Source organism: Sandaracinaceae bacterium (genome assembly GCA_020633055.1).
Classification (GTDB): domain Bacteria; phylum Myxococcota_A; class Polyangia; order Polyangiales; family Houyiibacteriaceae; genus JADJJE01.
This window is the reverse complement of sequence record JACKEJ010000007.1, coordinates 115555-130468: the sequence shown is the minus strand read 5'-3', so window position 1 is coordinate 130468 and position 14914 is coordinate 115555. Positions and strand designations below refer to the sequence as shown.

General features: G+C 70.1%; 12 protein-coding genes. 6 read left to right on the top strand and 6 right to left on the bottom strand.

The genetic code is table 11. From position 1 onward, the window contains the following. Positions 1 to 15 precede the first annotated feature (15 nt). Positions 16 to 2607, top strand: coding sequence for a mechanosensitive ion channel (locus H6726_14070; protein MCB9658773.1), 2592 nt, complete (start codon positions 16 to 18; stop codon positions 2605 to 2607). Positions 2608 to 2696: 89 nt separating this feature from the next. Here H6726_14070 and H6726_14065 read toward each other — a convergent pair whose 3' ends face one another. Both H6726_14065 and H6726_14060 read right to left on the bottom strand, forming a co-directional pair. Next, positions 2697 to 4877, bottom strand: coding sequence for an enoyl-CoA hydratase/isomerase family protein (locus H6726_14065; GenBank protein ID MCB9658772.1), 2181 nt, complete (start codon positions 4875 to 4877; stop codon positions 2697 to 2699). Between the two features lie 32 nt (positions 4878 to 4909). After that, positions 4910 to 6121, bottom strand: coding sequence for an acetyl-CoA C-acetyltransferase (locus tag H6726_14060; protein MCB9658771.1), 1212 nt, complete (start codon positions 6119 to 6121; stop codon positions 4910 to 4912). 273 nt (positions 6122 to 6394) lie between these two features. Between H6726_14060 and H6726_14055 the strand changes: the two genes are divergently transcribed. Beyond that, entirely contained in the window at positions 6395 to 6958 is a 564-nt protein-coding gene (locus H6726_14055; GenBank protein MCB9658770.1) for a hypothetical protein, read from the top strand. A 68-nt stretch (positions 6959 to 7026) separates the two neighbouring features. Beyond that, a complete protein-coding gene (locus H6726_14050; GenBank protein MCB9658769.1) occupies positions 7027 to 7524 on the top strand; it encodes an NUDIX domain-containing protein in 498 nt (165 codons plus the stop codon). Between the two features lie 52 nt (positions 7525 to 7576). Here the strand turns inward: H6726_14050 and H6726_14045 are convergent, their stop codons facing one another. Then, positions 7577 to 8566 (bottom strand): LLM class flavin-dependent oxidoreductase, encoded by a 990-nt coding sequence (locus tag H6726_14045; GenBank protein MCB9658768.1) that lies wholly within the window; start codon positions 8564 to 8566, stop codon positions 7577 to 7579. A 154-nt stretch (positions 8567 to 8720) separates the two neighbouring features. After that, positions 8721 to 9164: a hypothetical protein gene (locus tag H6726_14040; GenBank protein ID MCB9658767.1), complete on the bottom strand. Its 444-nt coding sequence runs from the start codon at positions 9162 to 9164 to the stop codon at positions 8721 to 8723. Between the two features lie 171 nt (positions 9165 to 9335). On the opposite strand from H6726_14040, the gene H6726_14035 reads away from it, so the two are divergent. Beyond that, complete coding sequence (locus tag H6726_14035; GenBank protein ID MCB9658766.1) at positions 9336 to 10610, top strand: CDP-alcohol phosphatidyltransferase family protein; 1275 nt, start codon at positions 9336 to 9338, stop codon at positions 10608 to 10610. 235 nt (positions 10611 to 10845) lie between these two features. Next, positions 10846 to 11220: a PaaI family thioesterase gene (locus H6726_14030; GenBank protein ID MCB9658765.1), complete on the top strand. Its 375-nt coding sequence runs from the start codon at positions 10846 to 10848 to the stop codon at positions 11218 to 11220. Positions 11221 to 11356: 136 nt separating this feature from the next. On the opposite strand, the gene H6726_14025 is transcribed toward H6726_14030, so the two are convergent. Next, positions 11357 to 12814 carry an ABC transporter substrate-binding protein gene (locus H6726_14025; protein ID MCB9658764.1) on the bottom strand — a complete coding sequence of 486 codons (1458 nt, stop codon included), beginning with the start codon at positions 12812 to 12814 and terminating at the stop codon, positions 11357 to 11359. A gap of 165 nt (positions 12815 to 12979) precedes the next feature. On the opposite strand from H6726_14025, the gene dacB reads away from it, so the two are divergent. Further along, positions 12980 to 14416 carry a D-alanyl-D-alanine carboxypeptidase/D-alanyl-D-alanine-endopeptidase gene (gene dacB, locus H6726_14020; GenBank protein MCB9658763.1) on the top strand — a complete coding sequence of 479 codons (1437 nt, stop codon included), beginning with the start codon at positions 12980 to 12982 and terminating at the stop codon, positions 14414 to 14416. Here the strand turns inward: dacB and H6726_14015 are convergent. Further along, on the bottom strand, positions 14404 to 14844 hold the full coding sequence (locus tag H6726_14015) for an STAS/SEC14 domain-containing protein (protein MCB9658762.1): 441 nt from the start codon (positions 14842 to 14844) through the stop codon (positions 14404 to 14406). The two genes, dacB and H6726_14015, sit on opposite strands and share 13 nt — an antisense overlap. Positions 14845 to 14914 lie beyond the last annotated feature (70 nt).

Genomic DNA, 14914 nt, shown 5'->3' with positions numbered 1-14914 from the left:
ATAGCTCTCACGTCCATGTCGCCTCGCCCTTCGCGCCCCTCCCTGCCTGGCGCGCTGCGCGGCCCGTTCGTGCTGTGCGCGCTGTTCGTCTCCTTGGCCGTCGCCGCTCCCGCCGGGGCACAGCGGCCGCGACGTCGAGCGCCGCCAGCGGTCGTCGTCGACGCTGGGGTGACCGACGCTGGACCCGAAGACGCCGGGCCCAGCGACGGTGGCTCGCCGCCAGACGCGGGAGAGGTCATCGAAGCCCCCGTGCCCGGGACCTCGGCCCTCGAGATCGCCGCTGCCGCCGACGCCACCAGCGCCACGCTCCGGTCGCTGCACGTCGCCACCATGCCCAACGGCACGCTCGAGGCAGGCCGCCTGCAGCTCGCGGCGGCGCGTGCGCAGATCGACGACCTCTTGACCAGCCCACTGCTGGCGCAGCTCCCCTCGTTGGACGCGCGCACGCTGTTGGACGTCCGGCAGCGGTGGCGACGCCCGGAGGAGCGCCTGGACGACGCGCTCGGGACTGTCCAGACGCGCCGCGCGGCGTTGCGGGCCGCCCTCGCACGGCTGGAGCCGTTGCGTACGGAGTGGCAAGGACACGTCGCGCTGTTGGAGGAGAACGACGTGCCCTCCGAGGTGCTGGCCCGCGCGCAAGCGATGCTCGGGCTGGTGGGGACGGAGCTGATCGAAGTGCAGCGCCAGGCCGCCGACATCGAGCGCCTGCACGAAGCCCTCAGCACCGAGGCGCTGCGCGTGGCGAGCGTGATGGAGCAGCTGGACAGCGCCGAGGTGGTGAGCGAGGCGAAGCTGTGGGACCGCGGGTCGCCTCCGCTCTTCCACGCGTTCGCCTCGAACTCGCCCGGCTTGGTGACGCAGGCCGCGGCCGCCATGGCGATGCACTGGGAGCTCTTGAACGCCGGGGCCGAAGGGGAGTCCGACGGATTCCTCGCGATGCTGGTGGTGGGTGTGCTGCTTGGGCTCATGCTGGTGTACCAGCGCAGCCGCAGCCCCGAGTGGGAGGGCGACCCGGACGTGTTGAGGCTCGCGCGCCACGTCGTGCACTCACCTGTCGCGTCGGCAGCGCTGATGGTGCTCATGGGGACGCCGCTGTTCGTGCCCACCGCGCCCGTCATCGTGTTCGACATCGTCTTCGTCGCGCTCCTGTTCCCGGTGATGCGGCTACTGCCCCCGCTGCTCCCCGTCTTCATGCGGCCGCTGCTGTATGGCTTCGTCGTGGCCTTGACCTTCGACAAGCTGGTGCAGCTCGCGCCCGAGGGAGGTTCGTTGCATCAGACTCTCCTGGTCATCGAGGGGCTCGTCACGGCCACGTGGCTCATGACCTTCCGCACGAAGCAGCGGGCACACCTGAAGATGGGGCTCGATGCGGTGTTGCTGGCGGCCGCGCTCCTGCTCACCGGCGTGTCCATCGGCGCGGCGCTGGGCTGGGAGGCGCTCGCCACGATGGTCGCCGACGCGACGATGGGCAGCGTGTTCATGGCCATGATCATGTTCGCCGGGGCGCTGGTGGTGGAGGCCCTCGTGGCCTTCAGCCTGCGCAGCCGGCTCGCCCTGCAGTTCATCAGCGTGCGACGCCACCGGCGCATGTTGACCCACCGCATCCGCACCGGCGTGCGCGCGCTCGCCGTGCTGCTCTGGCTATGGACCAGCGCCGAGAGCTTCCGCCTGATAGAGCCCATCAAGGGCGTGCTGGACACGCTGGGCGCGCTCTCCATCGAGACGGGCGAGATCCGCCTGTCGCTGGGCGCGATCGTCGCGGCCGCGCTGATCTTGGTGTTCGTCGGGTACTTCGCCCGCTTCGTCCGCTTCGTCATCGACCAAGAAGTCATGACCCGCCTCGAGGTCGGCCGTGACGTGTCGGGCAGCGTCTCGCGCCTCGTCGGCTACGCCGTCGTCGCGATCGGCGTGATCGCCGCGTTGTCTGCGGTCGGCATCCAGGGCGCGCAGCTGGCCATGCTCGCTGGCGCGCTGAGCGTGGGCATCGGCTTCGGTCTGCAGAACATCGTCAGCAACTTCATCTCCGGGCTCATCCTCATGGTCGAGCGCCCCGTGAAGATCGGCGACTTCATCGAGGTGGGGTCCCTCGTCGGCGAGGTCACCAGCATCGGCATCCGCGCCAGCACCATCCTCGGCATCGACGGCGCCGAGGTGATCATGCCGAACGCGGAGCTCATCTCGAAGGAGGTGGTGAACTGGACGCTGTCCGATCGGTCGCGGCGCGTCAGCGTCGACGTCGGCGTCGCGTACGGCACGGACCCACACCGCGTGTCCGCCGTCCTGGCCGACGCTTGTGCGAACCACGCCACCATCCTGGACAAGCCCGCCCCCAGCATCCTGTTCATGGGCTTCGGGAACAGCTCCCTCGACTTCCGAGTGAACTGCTGGGTGGGGGAGTACGCCGACCACCACAAGCTGCGCAGCGACATCACGCACTGGGTGCACGACGCGCTCTACCGTGAGGCCATCGAGATCCCCTTCCCGCAGCGCGACCTGCACTTGCGCTCCATCGACGAGGGCGTGCGCCGGGCGCTGCGCGGCGAGCCCACTGAACCGGCTCCGCCCCCCTCGGGCGACACGGACGCCAGTCCGAAGGCGTCTGACTGACATGGAGGGACGGCGGGGCATGCGGCACCCCAAACGCAGAACGGCGGACCCGTGAGAGCCCGCCGCCGTGCGTCACGCGCGCACCGCGCTCACTTGGTGAAGGTCTTGCCCGCCTCGGCCATCTCGCGCAGCAGCTTCGGCGGCGAGAAGCGCTCGCCGTACTTGCCGGCCAGCTCCTCGGAACGCCGCACGAACTCGGGCAGCCCCACGTAGTTCACGTACTGCAGGAGACCGCCCGTCCAGGGCGGCGCGCCGATGCCCATGATGGAGCCGATGTTGGCGTCGGCCACCGAGCGCAGGACGTTCTCCTCCAGGCAGCGGATGGTCTCGAGGCTCTGGATGTAGAGCAGGCGGTCCTTCATGTCCTGGAACTGGTGCTCTGACGGAACGCCGCCGTCAGCCCGCACGAAGTGCTCCTTGAGGCCCGGCCAAAGGAACTTCTTGCCCCCCGCCGGGTACTCGTAGAAGCCACCACCTGCGGCGCGGCCCTTGCGGTTGAGCTCCTCGCACATCTTGTCGATGACGGGGTCCGCGGGGCTCCCCACGTAGGGCTTGCCCTCGGCCTCGAGGGCCTTCTTGGTCTCCACGCGCACGTGACGGCCGAGCTCGAGGCTGACCTCGTCGTTCACGGCGAGCGGGCCCACGGGCATGCCCACCTGCAGCGCCGCCTGCTCGATGGAGTTGGGCGCGAAGCCCTCGGCGAGCATGGCCACGCCCTCCATGGCAAACGTGCCGAACACGCGCGACGTGAAGAAGCCGCGGCTGTCGTTCACCACGATGGGCGTCTTCTTGATCTTCACCACGTAGTCGAAGGCCATCGCGAGCGCGGCGTCCGAGGTCTGCTCGCCCATGATGATCTCGACCAGCGGCATCTTGTCGACGGGCGAGAAGAAGTGCAGGCCGATGAAGCGCGACGCGTCCTTCGAGGCCTTGGCGAGGCCCGTGATGGGCAGCGTCGACGTGTTGCTGCACATCAGCAGCCCCGGCTCGCCGGCGGCCTCGGCCTCCTGGGTGACCTTGGCCTTGAGCGCGACGCTCTCGAACACGGCCTCGATGATCATGTCGCAGCCGGCGAGCCCGCTGGCGTCCGCGGTGGTCTCGATCAGCGCGAGGGTGGCGTCGGCCGCCTCACGCGTCATGGCGCCCTTCGCGACGCGCTTCTCGAGGAGCTTGGCGGTGTACGCCTTGCCCTTCTCGGCGGCCTCGACGGAGATGTCCTTCAGCACGCACGGGATGCCGACAGTGGCCGTGGAGTAGGCGATGCCCTGCCCCATCATGCCGGCACCGAGGATGCCCACCTTCTTCGGGAGCACCTGCGGCACGTCCTTCGGACGGCTGGCGCCGCTGTTGATCTTCTGCAGGTCGAAGAAGAACGCCTTGATCATGTTCTTCGCGACGCGGCCGGTGGCCAGCTCCGTGAAGTAGCGGCTCTCGATGCGCTGTGCGGTGTCGAAGTCCACTTGGGCGCCCTCGACGGCCGCGCTCATGATGGCCCGCGGCGCCGGGTAGTGCGCGCCCTTGAGCTGCTTCTTCAGGTTGGCCGGGAACGCCGGCAGGTTGCCCGCCAGCATCGGGTTGCTCGGGGTGCCGCCGGGCATCTTGTAGCCCTTCACGTCCCACGGCTGCGCCGACTTGGGGTTGGCCGCGATGAACGCGCGCGCCTTGGCGAGCATGTCGTCCGCGTCCGTCGCCAGCTCGTGCACCAGGCCGAGCGACAGCGCCTTGTCCGGCCGCAGGCGCGGGCCCTGGATGAGCACGTCCATGATGGCCTTCTGCACGCCCAAGAGGCGCACGGTGCGCACGATGCCGCCGCCGCCAGGGAGCAGGCCCAGGGTGACCTCGGGCAGGCCCAGCTGGATGCGCGGGTCGTTCAGGACCACGCGGTGGTGACACGCCAGCGCGATCTCGAGCCCGCCGCCCAGCGCCGCGCCGTTGATGGCGGCGACGACCGGGATGCCGAGCGTCTCGAGGGCGCGCAGCTGGCCGGTGATCTCGCGCACGTGCGCGAACATGTCAGCGGCGTTCTCGGGCTGCGCCTGGCTCAGCATCTTGAGGTCGCCGCCGGCGAAGAAGGTCTTCTTGGCGGAGGTCAGGATCACGCCCTTCACGGCCCCCGACTTCACCTCGTCCTGGAGCCGCGCGACGGTGCGCTTCATCGACTCCTGGTACAGCTCGTTCATCGTGTTCGCGGACTGGTTGGGGTCGTCCATCGTCAGCGTGACGACGCCGTCGGCCCCGAGGTCCCAGCGGATTGCGGTCTGTTCAGTCATGTTCTCTTCTGCCTTTCGCGTTCCGTGGGGACTCAGATGCGCTCGATGATGGTGGCGATGCCCATGCCGCCGCCGACGCACAGCGTGGCGAGGCCGTAGCGCTTGTTCTGCCGCTCGAGCTCGTCGAGGACGGTGCTGAGGATCATCGCGCCGGTAGCTCCGAGCGGGTGACCCATGGCGATGGACCCGCCGTTGACGTTCACGGTGTCCGGGTCGATGTCCATGTCCTTCATGAAGCGCAGCGCGACGGACGCGAACGCCTCGTTGATCTCCCAGAGGTCGATCTGGTCCTTGGTCATCCCAGCGCGGGCCAGCGCCTTCTTCGCGGCCGGGGCCGGACCCACGAGCATGATGGTGGGGTCGGTGCCGGTGACCGCGGTGGCGACGATGCGGCCGCGCGGCGTGAGGCCCATGCTCTTGCCGGCCTCCTCCGTGCCGATCAGCATCAGCGCCGCGCCGTCCACGATGCCGCTGCTGTTGCCGGCCGTGTGCACGTGCTCGATGCGCTCCACCCAGTGGTACTTCTGCAGTGCCACGGCGTCGAAGCCGCCCATCTCGCCGATCATGGTGAACGCGGGCTTCAGGCTGCCGAGCGCCTCCATCGTGGCGTCGCCGCGGATGTACTCGTCGTTGTCGAGCACCACCACGCCGTTCTGGTCCTTCACCGGCACCACGCTCTTCGCGAAGCGGCCCTCGGCCCAGGCGGCGCTGGCGCGCTGCTGCGAGCGCAGGGCGAACGCGTCCACGTCCTCACGCGTGAAGCCCTCGAGCGTGGCGATCAGGTCGGCACCGATGCCCTGCGGCACGAAGCCGGTGTCGTAGTTGGTGGCGGGGTCCATGGCCCACGCGCCACCGTCCATGCCCATCGAGCAGCGCGACATCGACTCCACACCGCCCGCGAGGACCATGTCCTCGAAGCCCGAGCGGACCTTCTGCGCCGCCAGGTTCACGGCCTCGAGCCCCGAGGCGCAGAAGCGGTTGATCTGCACGCCCGCGACGGTGTCCGGCAGGCCGGCCGCGATGGCCGCGGTCTTCGCGATGCACGCGCCCTGATCGCCCACCGGCGTGACGCAGCCGAGCACCATGTCGTCCACCTTGTCGACGTCCAGGTTGGGCTGCCGCTCGCGGAGGGCATCGATGAGGCCGGTGACAAGCGAGACGGGCTTGACCTCGTGCAGGCTCCCGTTCTGCTTTCCTTTGCCGCGCGGGGTGCGCAGCGCGTCGTAGACGATCGCTTCGGACATGGTTCGCTCCTATCGGGGTTCGGTTCGGCCGCGCGGGGGCGTGCCGACTGAATGAGTATTCAATGTCTAGTGCATGTGGGGCCGAAAGTAAATCGTATCGGAGCAACTTTTGGAACAACGCCACGTTTTTCGTACCATGGGCAGGTCGGGCGCGGGCGCCGCACCGTGCGCCTACGTCCGGCCAGTTGCGCGGCCCTGCCCCAACTAGGACGTGCCCCGCCCGCTTCACCGAAGGCCCGATGCAGACACGATGTGTGGCACCCTGCCCCCATCATGAGCGACCAGCCCCCATCCGAGAGCACCCCTTCCTCGAGCCCGTCCGAGGAGGAGGAAGAGGCGGCCCGCGTAGCGCAGCAGGTGGCCGGCAACAAGCGCGGCGCCTTCATGGCGCTCGGCCTCTTCATGGTGATCCCGCTCGTGCTCGTCGTCGCCACGGGTAGCTGCGGCAGCACGGAAGGCAGCTTGCGCATCGAGGGCGGGCCGCATGGCTCGTTCACGCTGACTCCTACCGACTGCCACTCCATGCAGCCCTATGGACGCATGGGCGCCAACCTCCACGGCGCCGGCCACAACGATGGCGCCATCTACCCGACGGTGGACCCGCTCGAAGGCGTCCGTCTGGATATCGAGGTCCCTGGCAGCTGCCGCAACTCGAACGGCACCGACTGTACGGTCTTCCGCGTCCCGCGCGACCACTGCTCCCGCTTCGAGGTGTCGGTCGAGCACACCAACACGACCGTCAACGACGTGCGCCTCGTGCGCGGCCACACGCGCGTCGACTGCACCCTCGAAGACGAGACCCACGTGGTGGGCGAGGTCGTCTTCGACGGGTGCTGACGGGTTCGCGCAGGCTCCCGTTCCGTGACCGCTTGACTCAGCGCCTGCGGGAACCGCAGCCTCGCAGCATGCCCGAGCTGCGCAAGCACAGTCACTGTTCGTACTGCGGCGCTCCCTACCCGACTGACGCGTCCTGGCCGCGCACGTGCACCGCGTGCACGAAGGTCTCGTACCTGAGCCCGAGCCCGGTGGCGGTCGTGCTGCAACCCATCGACGCCGGGGTGCTCGTGATCCGCCGCGGCATCGAGCCCCATCGCGGCGGCCTGGCGCTGCCCGGTGGGTTCATCGACCACGGCGAGGACTGGCAGAGCGCCGCCGCCCGTGAGCTGTTCGAAGAGACGGGGATCCGCATCGACGGGAGCACCGTGCGCGAGCGCCGCGTGCTCAGCGCACCTGGCGGCACCCTGCTGATCTTCGGGGAGGCCCCGCCCCTGCGCGGCGCCGACCTACCGCCCTTCGTGCTGAGCCACGAGACGCTCGAGTGCCTGGTGGTCACGGAGCCTACCCAGTTGGCCTTCGACCTCCACGAGCGCGTCCTGCGCGAGTGGTTCGCCGAGCGCGCCTAGACCTTCGCTCGCCAGGGGCTGCGCGATCCGCCGCGACGCTCGCTGCTGTGCGTCAGTCCGCGATGCTCGCGACCAACTCGTACGAGCGTAGCCGCGCGTCGTGATCGAAGATCTGGCCGCCCACGATGACCTCGTCGGCGCCCGTCTCGGCGATCAGCGCATGGAGCCCCGTGGCCACCGTGTCACGCGACCCGATGAAGGAGCGCGACAGCAGGCGACGCATGCCTGCAAGCTCGGCTGCGCTGAGGACGGCGGCAACATCGTGGACGGGAGGTGGCAGCTTTCCGGGCTGCCCACGACGCAGCCGAATGAACGCCTGCATGAGCGAGCTGGCCAGTCGCTCGGCCTCGGCGTCCGAGTCTGCGGCGATGATGTTGGTCGCCACCATCGCGTAGGGCGCGTCCAGCTGTTCGGACGGCGCGAAGACGCGGCGATACACGGAGAGCGCCTGCATCAACAGGTCGGGCGCGAAGTGCGAAGCGAACGCGAACGGCAGCCCCAGCTTGCCTGCCAGCTCGGCGCTGTAGAGGCTCGATCCCAGGAGCCAGATGGGCACGCGCAGGCCTTCACCGGGCACCGCGCGGACCGCTGGCCCCGCGCCGTCGCGGAAGTAGCGCTGCAGCTCGAGGACGTCGCGCGGGAACGTATCGGCGTGTTGGGGACCTGCGACGAGGTCGCGGCGCAGGGCCCGCATCGTGCGCGGGTCCGTGCCTGGGGCGCGTCCCAAGCCCAGGTCGACGCGACCCGGGTGGAGCGCCTCGAGCGTCCCGAACTGTTCGGCCACCACGAGGGGCGCGTGGTTGGGAAGCATCACGCCGCCCGACCCAACACGGATGCGCTGGGTCCCCGCGGCGATGTGCGCGATGACGACGGCGGTCGCGGCGCTCGCGATGCCGGGCATGTTGTGATGCTCGGCCAACCAGAAGCGCCGGTACCCAAGCGCCTCCGCGTGACGTGCGAGAGCGAGCGAGTTGCGCAGCGCGTCGCCCACGCTCGCGCCTTCGGTGACGGGCGCCAGGTCGAGTACGGAGAGGGGAATCATGCGGCCGAGAGTCGTCCCCGCCCCTGTGCTCGTTACGGTCTCGCGGCGAGGAGCGCACGAAGGGGTCCCTGCGTCGGGCGCGTGCGCCCACCACGCGTCCTCGGGTGGCGAGACCGGACCGGACCCTCGCGCGGGTCCGCCCGCAAAAGGGGCGCTACCGTGTGGGCGCGAGCGCCTGCCGGCGCACCGTCCCCTCCCGTACCGCTGCGCTGAACCTGGCTTCGTCGTCATGGAGACGAATCAACCCACGCAGCGGGACGTTCGCCACGGTCACGCCCATGCGCACCATCGCCGAGCGCACGCCGATGTCGAGCCCCTCCACGTCGAGGCGGTGCCGGGCGTGCCACGCCGTGAGGTCCCGCTGCGAGCGGATGTCGTAGCCCGTGACGCCGAACCAATCATGGAACTGCAGCGCGCGCAGCCGGCTCTCGCGGATGGTCTCGAGGTGCTCGATCAGCGCGAGCGCGAACTCGTGCGCCAGAAAACCGACGATCTCGGTCACCAGCACCCCGGGCGCTGGCCGGTACGCCGCGAACCGCCCCTCGTCCGTACTGAGCGACTGATCCGCCACACTGAGCTGAAACGCGCTGCTGACCACCCCGAACCTCCCTCGCCGCGGCGCCCGACGGGCCCGCCATGTCATCAAAGCGTAACAGGTGAAAGAACGCCACTGCTTTGTTGTTTTGCCTTCCATGCACGCAGTCGCGCACGCCATCCCTCGGCAAGACAGCCGTCCCCGCCGATTGTGTATTCCTGGCTACGAGCGTCCATGAGCGCCCCCATCGAACGCTTCCTCCCGAAGCCCGTCCTCGTCGAGACGCTCGAGGCGCGTCTAGGACGCACCATCCCGCTCCACCCCAACATCCTCTCGGCGCTCAAGGTGCTCGTCGTCACCCCGCTGATCGCCGCGGGGCTGCTCGGGGGCGTCGAGGCCCTACGCTCGACCGGCGCCGTCCTTGGGTTGTTCCTTGCGTTCGGGGCGCTGGACGCGCTCGACGGCATCGTGGCGCGCGCCCGCGAGCTGGACACGGATGCAGGCCGGCTGGTGGACCGTCTGACCGACCTCCCGCTGCTCGCGGTCGTCGCCTACACCTCGTACTCGGTGCTGCCCCCTGCGTTGGTGGGCGCGAAGCTCGGACTCGACGTCCTGTCGCTGGTGTTGTTCGCGATCAAGCGCCGCACCACGGAGAACCGCGTCCGCACCACGCTCACCGACGCGACCGTCCTCGCCATGCTGCTCCTCTCGCTCGGGCGCCTCGACACGCTCGTGACCCCCGAGCTGGTGACCGCGCTCCTCGCCGTCAACGTCGGGTTCACGGCCATCGTCGTGCTGTTCCAGCTCGGCCTGCTGAAGAAGCGCTTCATCGCCGACGCGCTGTCGGCAGCGAACGCGCTGTGCGGGGTCGCGTCCATCTACTTCGCCTCCATCGGCCGCATGCACACCAGCCTGCTCCTGCTCCTGGTCGGGGCCGCGTTCGACGGACTCGACGGAGCCGCCGCGCGCAAGTGGGGCGGCACGCGCTTCGGCGTCTACTCCGACGACATCGCCGACGGCATCAACTACGCCATCGCGCCGGGCGTGGCGCTGGCCTACGGCGTGACAGGCATGGAGGGGGTGGTCGTCGGGGTCGTGTACTCCGTCCTGACCATCTCGCGGCTGGTGTTCTTCACGCTCAACAAGGAGGGCTCCGACCCGAACTACTTCGCGGGCGTGCCGTCCACCATCGGAGGCCTGGTCGCGCTCTCGTCGCTCATCCTCTTCCCGGAGTCGCCGGCCCTCGTGGGCCTGCTCGTCGGGGTCGCGGGGGTGCTCATGGTGTCGTTCGACGCCGCCTACCGACACCTGGGGCGCGTGGCCTTCGCCGTGTCCCGGGCGCGCGCGTCCGTGGCGTTGGTGGCTGCGGTGGTGCTCATCGGCGGTGGGGCGCTGCTCGGCCCCCGCATCCCGGCTGCCATCATCCTGGTCGGGAGCCTGGCCTATGGCTTCTTGCCGCAAGTCACCCGTTTTCGCGTCCTGATCGCGGCCCGGCGTGCGAACGGCTGACCTGACCCGGTCGTAGGCGTCGCGCCTGGCCGCGAACGTCAGCAGGCAGCGCATCCCGACGGTGCGAGAGCGCAGTTCAGGATCGCCGCAAGACGCTGGCGCCGGACGAAGGTTCGCAGGCAAGGCGCGACGACGAGTCGATGCGTGCATCGGCGAGGAGGAGCAACGTCGCCTGCGGGCCTTCGGACAAGCCAGGGCTTGCGCCGAACCTGCATCGCGCCCTAAGGACCCATGCATGGAAGTCTCCGGTCAGATCCAGTTCACCGTGACGTCGCAGACCCCCGACGAGGTCGTGTCGGAGATGCCGATCCAGCCCGGCGTGCTGAACCCCTACGGCACCGTGCACGCGGGAGCCACGCTTTGGTTCGCGGACGTGACCGCCACGCTACTCGTCCTCGCAGGCGTCGAGACCAGCGCGGGCATGAAGGGCTTCCCGCTGGCCATCAACCTCAGCGCGAACCTCGCCGGCAACGCGCGCGAGGGGAAGTTCATCGCGCGATCCACCTACGTGAAGCGCGGTCAGAGCGTGAGCATCGTGCGCACCACCGTCAGCGATGCAGCCGGCAAGCTCATCGCGGACGTCACGACCAGCCACGTCGCGTCGCGGTAGCGTCCACCGAACGCAGCGAGCCACCACGCGTAGCCGTGAGCCCCACGCGGTCGCACGAGACGCGGAGCAGGGGCCGCTCATGCTTGCACCGAGTCCAGGCGATGGCAGCGTGGGGTGTCGGCGCGCGTCGCGGGTCTCAGCGCGCGAGCCCCGAGAAGCGCCCGTCGCGCGGGACCCGATACGGGTCGGAGCGACGCACGACGGCCACCATGTCGTCGTGCCACAAAGGGAACGCGGGCAGCTCACTCGCCAGCACGCGCGCGACGTCCCGATAGGCGGCCTGTCGCATCGGGCGCTCGGCATGCACGCGGCCGCGCTCCAGAGCCTCGTCCAGCGCGGCGGAGCGGAAGCGCCAGCGGTTCGCGCCCGGGTGCCCGTCGCGCGGGATGTGGTCGCTGCCGAAGAACCAGCTCAGCACGTGTGGCTCGATCACCTCGGGGAGTTGCAGCATGCACACCTGAAAGCGGCCCCGGTCCAGGTCCGCGATGAGCGTGCCCGTCTCGCTCGGGCGCACCGTCAGCTCGACCCCCACCTCGCGCCACATGGCCGCGATGGCCCGCGCGATGCTGATGCGCGCCCGGTCCGAGCCCGTGCGAATCGTGAGGCGCAGGCGCGGGGTGCCGTCCGCCGTGTCTGGGAACCCAGCCTCACGCAGCAGCTCACGGGCGCGCTCGGGTGCGTAGGGATACGCCGCGAGCTCGGACACCGACGCCCAGTGCTGCTCGGGGATGAAGCTGCTGGCCACGCGCGCGTAGCCCTCGAGCTCGGCGCGCACGAGCGCCTCGCGGTCCGTGGCGTGCGCGAGCGCTCGACGAACCCGCACGTCACGGAGCGCCGGATCCTCCGTGTGGAACCCCAGGTAGGTAGTACCAATCCCGGGCGCGCGCCGCAGCTCGTACGCGGGCTCGTCCTCGACCAGCGGCAGGAGGATGGGCGGCACCACCCCCTGCGCGAGCGAGGCCGCTCCGGCGCGGAGACGGAGGGCCCGCGTGTTGTCGTCGCGCACCGTCACCACGCGCACGCGCTCGCGGCGGACCTCCCCACCGTGCCAGTGTGGGTTCGCTCGGAGGGTCACCCGCCCCGGCGCTCGCTCCACCAGCACGTAGGGCCCTGCCCCCACGGGCGCCGCCTCCCCCTGGTCGCCGACGCGCCGGGCGCGGTCCTCGCTGCGCAGCACGGGCAGCTCCAGGTCGGTCAGGAACGTGGCGTGGGGCGCATCCAGGTCGAACACCACCGTACGCGCGTCGCGCGCGGCCACTCGCGTGATGCGTCGGTAGGCGTGCGCGTGGCGTGCCCCCAAGGCGGGGTCCACGACGCTCTCGAAGGTGGCGACCACGTCGGTGGCGTCGAGCGGGGTACCGTCCGAGAAGCGCAGCCCCTCGCGCAGGCGCACGACGTAGCGCGTGTCGGACTCGAGCTCCACCGACTCCGCCAGGTCCATGATCGGCTCGAGGGTGTGTGGATCGATGGTGACCAGGGAGGCAAAGAGCAGCCGCGACACCCGGAGCCCGTTCGGGTCGGACACGAAGCGTGGATCCAGCTGCTCCACGTCGCGGTCGACGAGCACCACGAACGCGTCGTCGACCTCGTCCACGCGGCCACCGCCACCACACCCGGCGGTCAGGCACGTCAGACCGACGAGCACCCCCACGCGCCATCGAGCAGCCCACCCACGGAACGAAGCAGCCCATGCCCGTAGCAGCGCGCACCCCGGGGCCTGCGGGTGCGACCCCTGCCCATCCCTGCTAGCGTCGACGCCATGCTGTACCGGAACGGATGGGTCGCGATGCTGGTGCTCCTCTTCTGCGCCTCGCTCAGTCACGACACCGGGAGCGCCCAGAGCGACGCGCTCGCGGGCCGCTTGCAGGCCATCGTGGACGCCGCCGACCTCGGCAGCGGCGTGGGGGTGCACGTCATCGACGTGACGTCGGGGCGACAGCTCTTCGATCATGCGGGCAGCGTTCCGCGCAACCCCGCCAGCAACATGAAGCTGGTCACCGCGGCGGGGGCGTTGCTGCGGCTGGGGCCCGGGCACCAGATGATGACGGGGCTGTACGGCCGTGTCACGGACGGCGTGGTCGACACGCTCGTGCTGCGCGGCTTCGGCGACCCGACGCTGCGTATGAGCGACCTGGTGGAGCTGTGCGAGCGCCTGCAGGACCGCGGCGTGCGCACGGTGCGCAACATCATCGTCGACAACAGCTACTTCGACGACCAGCACCTCCCGCCCGCGTTCGAGCAGCAGCCCAACGAGACGGCCGCCTTCCGTGCGCCCATCTCGGCGGCACCCGTGGAGCGGAACGCGTACATCATCAACGTGCTCCCGGGTGCGGCGCCGGGTCAGGCCGCCCGGGTCCGACTGGCGGCCGCCGGGTACTTCGCGCTCGACGCGCAGATCGAGACCGTGGCCGAAGGTGCTTCGCGCGTCATCGCCGTGCAGCGCGCGCGCGACGACGGCCAGATGAGTCTGCGGCTGCGCGGGAGCGTCCCGGCCAACGGGTTGCCGTCCAGCTTCCGCCGGCGCGTGGAGGACCCCATTGGCTATGCGGGTCACGCCCTGGCCGAGGCCCTGGAGCGCTCCGGGATCCGTGGCCCGCGCAACGTGCAGCAGGGCACCCCGCCAGACGGCCTGGCCCTCCTCGCGAGCCGCTACTCCCCCACCCTGGCGCAGCTCCTCCACGACGTGGGCAAGGACAGCGACAACTTCGTGGCAGAGACCGTGCTCAAGGTGATGGCCGCCGAGGACCGTCGGCCGGGCACTAGCCAGCACGGCACCGAGCTGCTGCAAGCCATGCTCGCCGACGCGGGTGTGCCGGCCGGGGCTGCCACCATCGTGAACGGCTCGGGCCTGTTCAACGGCAACGCCATCGCGCCCTCGCACCTGACGGCCGTGCTGCGCCACGCCTACATGAACCCCGCCGTACGCGGTGAGTACCTGGCGCACCTGGCCATCGCCGGCCAGGACGGAACGCTGCACCAACGCCTGACCGATCTGCCCGCCCCGGGCATCGTGCGCGCCAAGACCGGCACCCTGAACGACGTCATCAGCCTGAGCGGCTACGTCCTCGGGCCGGACAACGGAACGGTCATCGCATTCAGCGTGATCGTGAACGGGGCGCGAGGAAGGCAGCACGCCGCACGCACGCTGGCGGATGACCTGGTGCGCGCGATGGCGCGCTCGCTCTACCCGCGCTGACTCCCGGCGAGGCGCTCTCGCAGCCACGCGCGGGCCTGGTCATCGTCCGAGAACGCGCGCAGCTCGTACGGCGTGGCGTGGATCCAGCTCACGGCGGTCAGCACGCCCCGCATCAGCGTGCTGTCGGTCACCACGGCAGACGCGCAGATGTTGTGGCCTGCGGCTTGGTCGTGGTCCCGCACGATGTCCGCCATACGACGACGGTCGGCCGCGCCGGCTGGGACAGTCCCTCGCACCTCGCTCAGAATGGCGATCGGACGGTGCTGCCCCGTGTAGCGCGCGACGAACTCCATCGCCCCACGGAAGTCGTCGATGGTGAAGCCGTCCGCGTACGTGAACTCGACGAGCCGGGGTTCACCCGGCCGAATGAAGCAGCGGATCGCGCCGAAGGACGGGGTCGGCTGAGCAGTCGCGACGGGGTACACCATGGCGCGCATTCTACGACCGGACGAGCACGGGCACCAACCCGAGACTCTTCGTCCGCGACCAGTGGGCCCT

Bases quoted from the DNA above. Each gene is read 5' to 3' on its own strand.
- H6726_14070 (MCB9658773.1), top strand. From the start codon at position 16: ATGTCGCCTCGCCCTTCGCGCCCCTCCCTGCCTGGCGCGCTGCGCGGC.
- H6726_14065 (MCB9658772.1), bottom strand. From the start codon at position 4,877: ATGACTGAACAGACCGCAATCCGCTGGGACCTCGGGGCCGACGGCGTC.
- H6726_14060 (MCB9658771.1), bottom strand. From the start codon at position 6,121: ATGTCCGAAGCGATCGTCTACGACGCGCTGCGCACCCCGCGCGGCAAA.
- H6726_14055 (MCB9658770.1), top strand. From the start codon at position 6,395: ATGAGCGACCAGCCCCCATCCGAGAGCACCCCTTCCTCGAGCCCGTCC.
- H6726_14050 (MCB9658769.1), top strand. From the start codon at position 7,027: ATGCCCGAGCTGCGCAAGCACAGTCACTGTTCGTACTGCGGCGCTCCC.
- H6726_14045 (MCB9658768.1), bottom strand. From the start codon at position 8,566: ATGATTCCCCTCTCCGTACTCGACCTGGCGCCCGTCACCGAAGGCGCG.
- H6726_14035 (MCB9658766.1), top strand. From the start codon at position 9,336: ATGAGCGCCCCCATCGAACGCTTCCTCCCGAAGCCCGTCCTCGTCGAG.
- H6726_14030 (MCB9658765.1), top strand. From the start codon at position 10,846: ATGGAAGTCTCCGGTCAGATCCAGTTCACCGTGACGTCGCAGACCCCC.
- dacB (MCB9658763.1), top strand. From the start codon at position 12,980: ATGCTGTACCGGAACGGATGGGTCGCGATGCTGGTGCTCCTCTTCTGC.
- H6726_14015 (MCB9658762.1), bottom strand. From the start codon at position 14,844: ATGGTGTACCCCGTCGCGACTGCTCAGCCGACCCCGTCCTTCGGCGCG.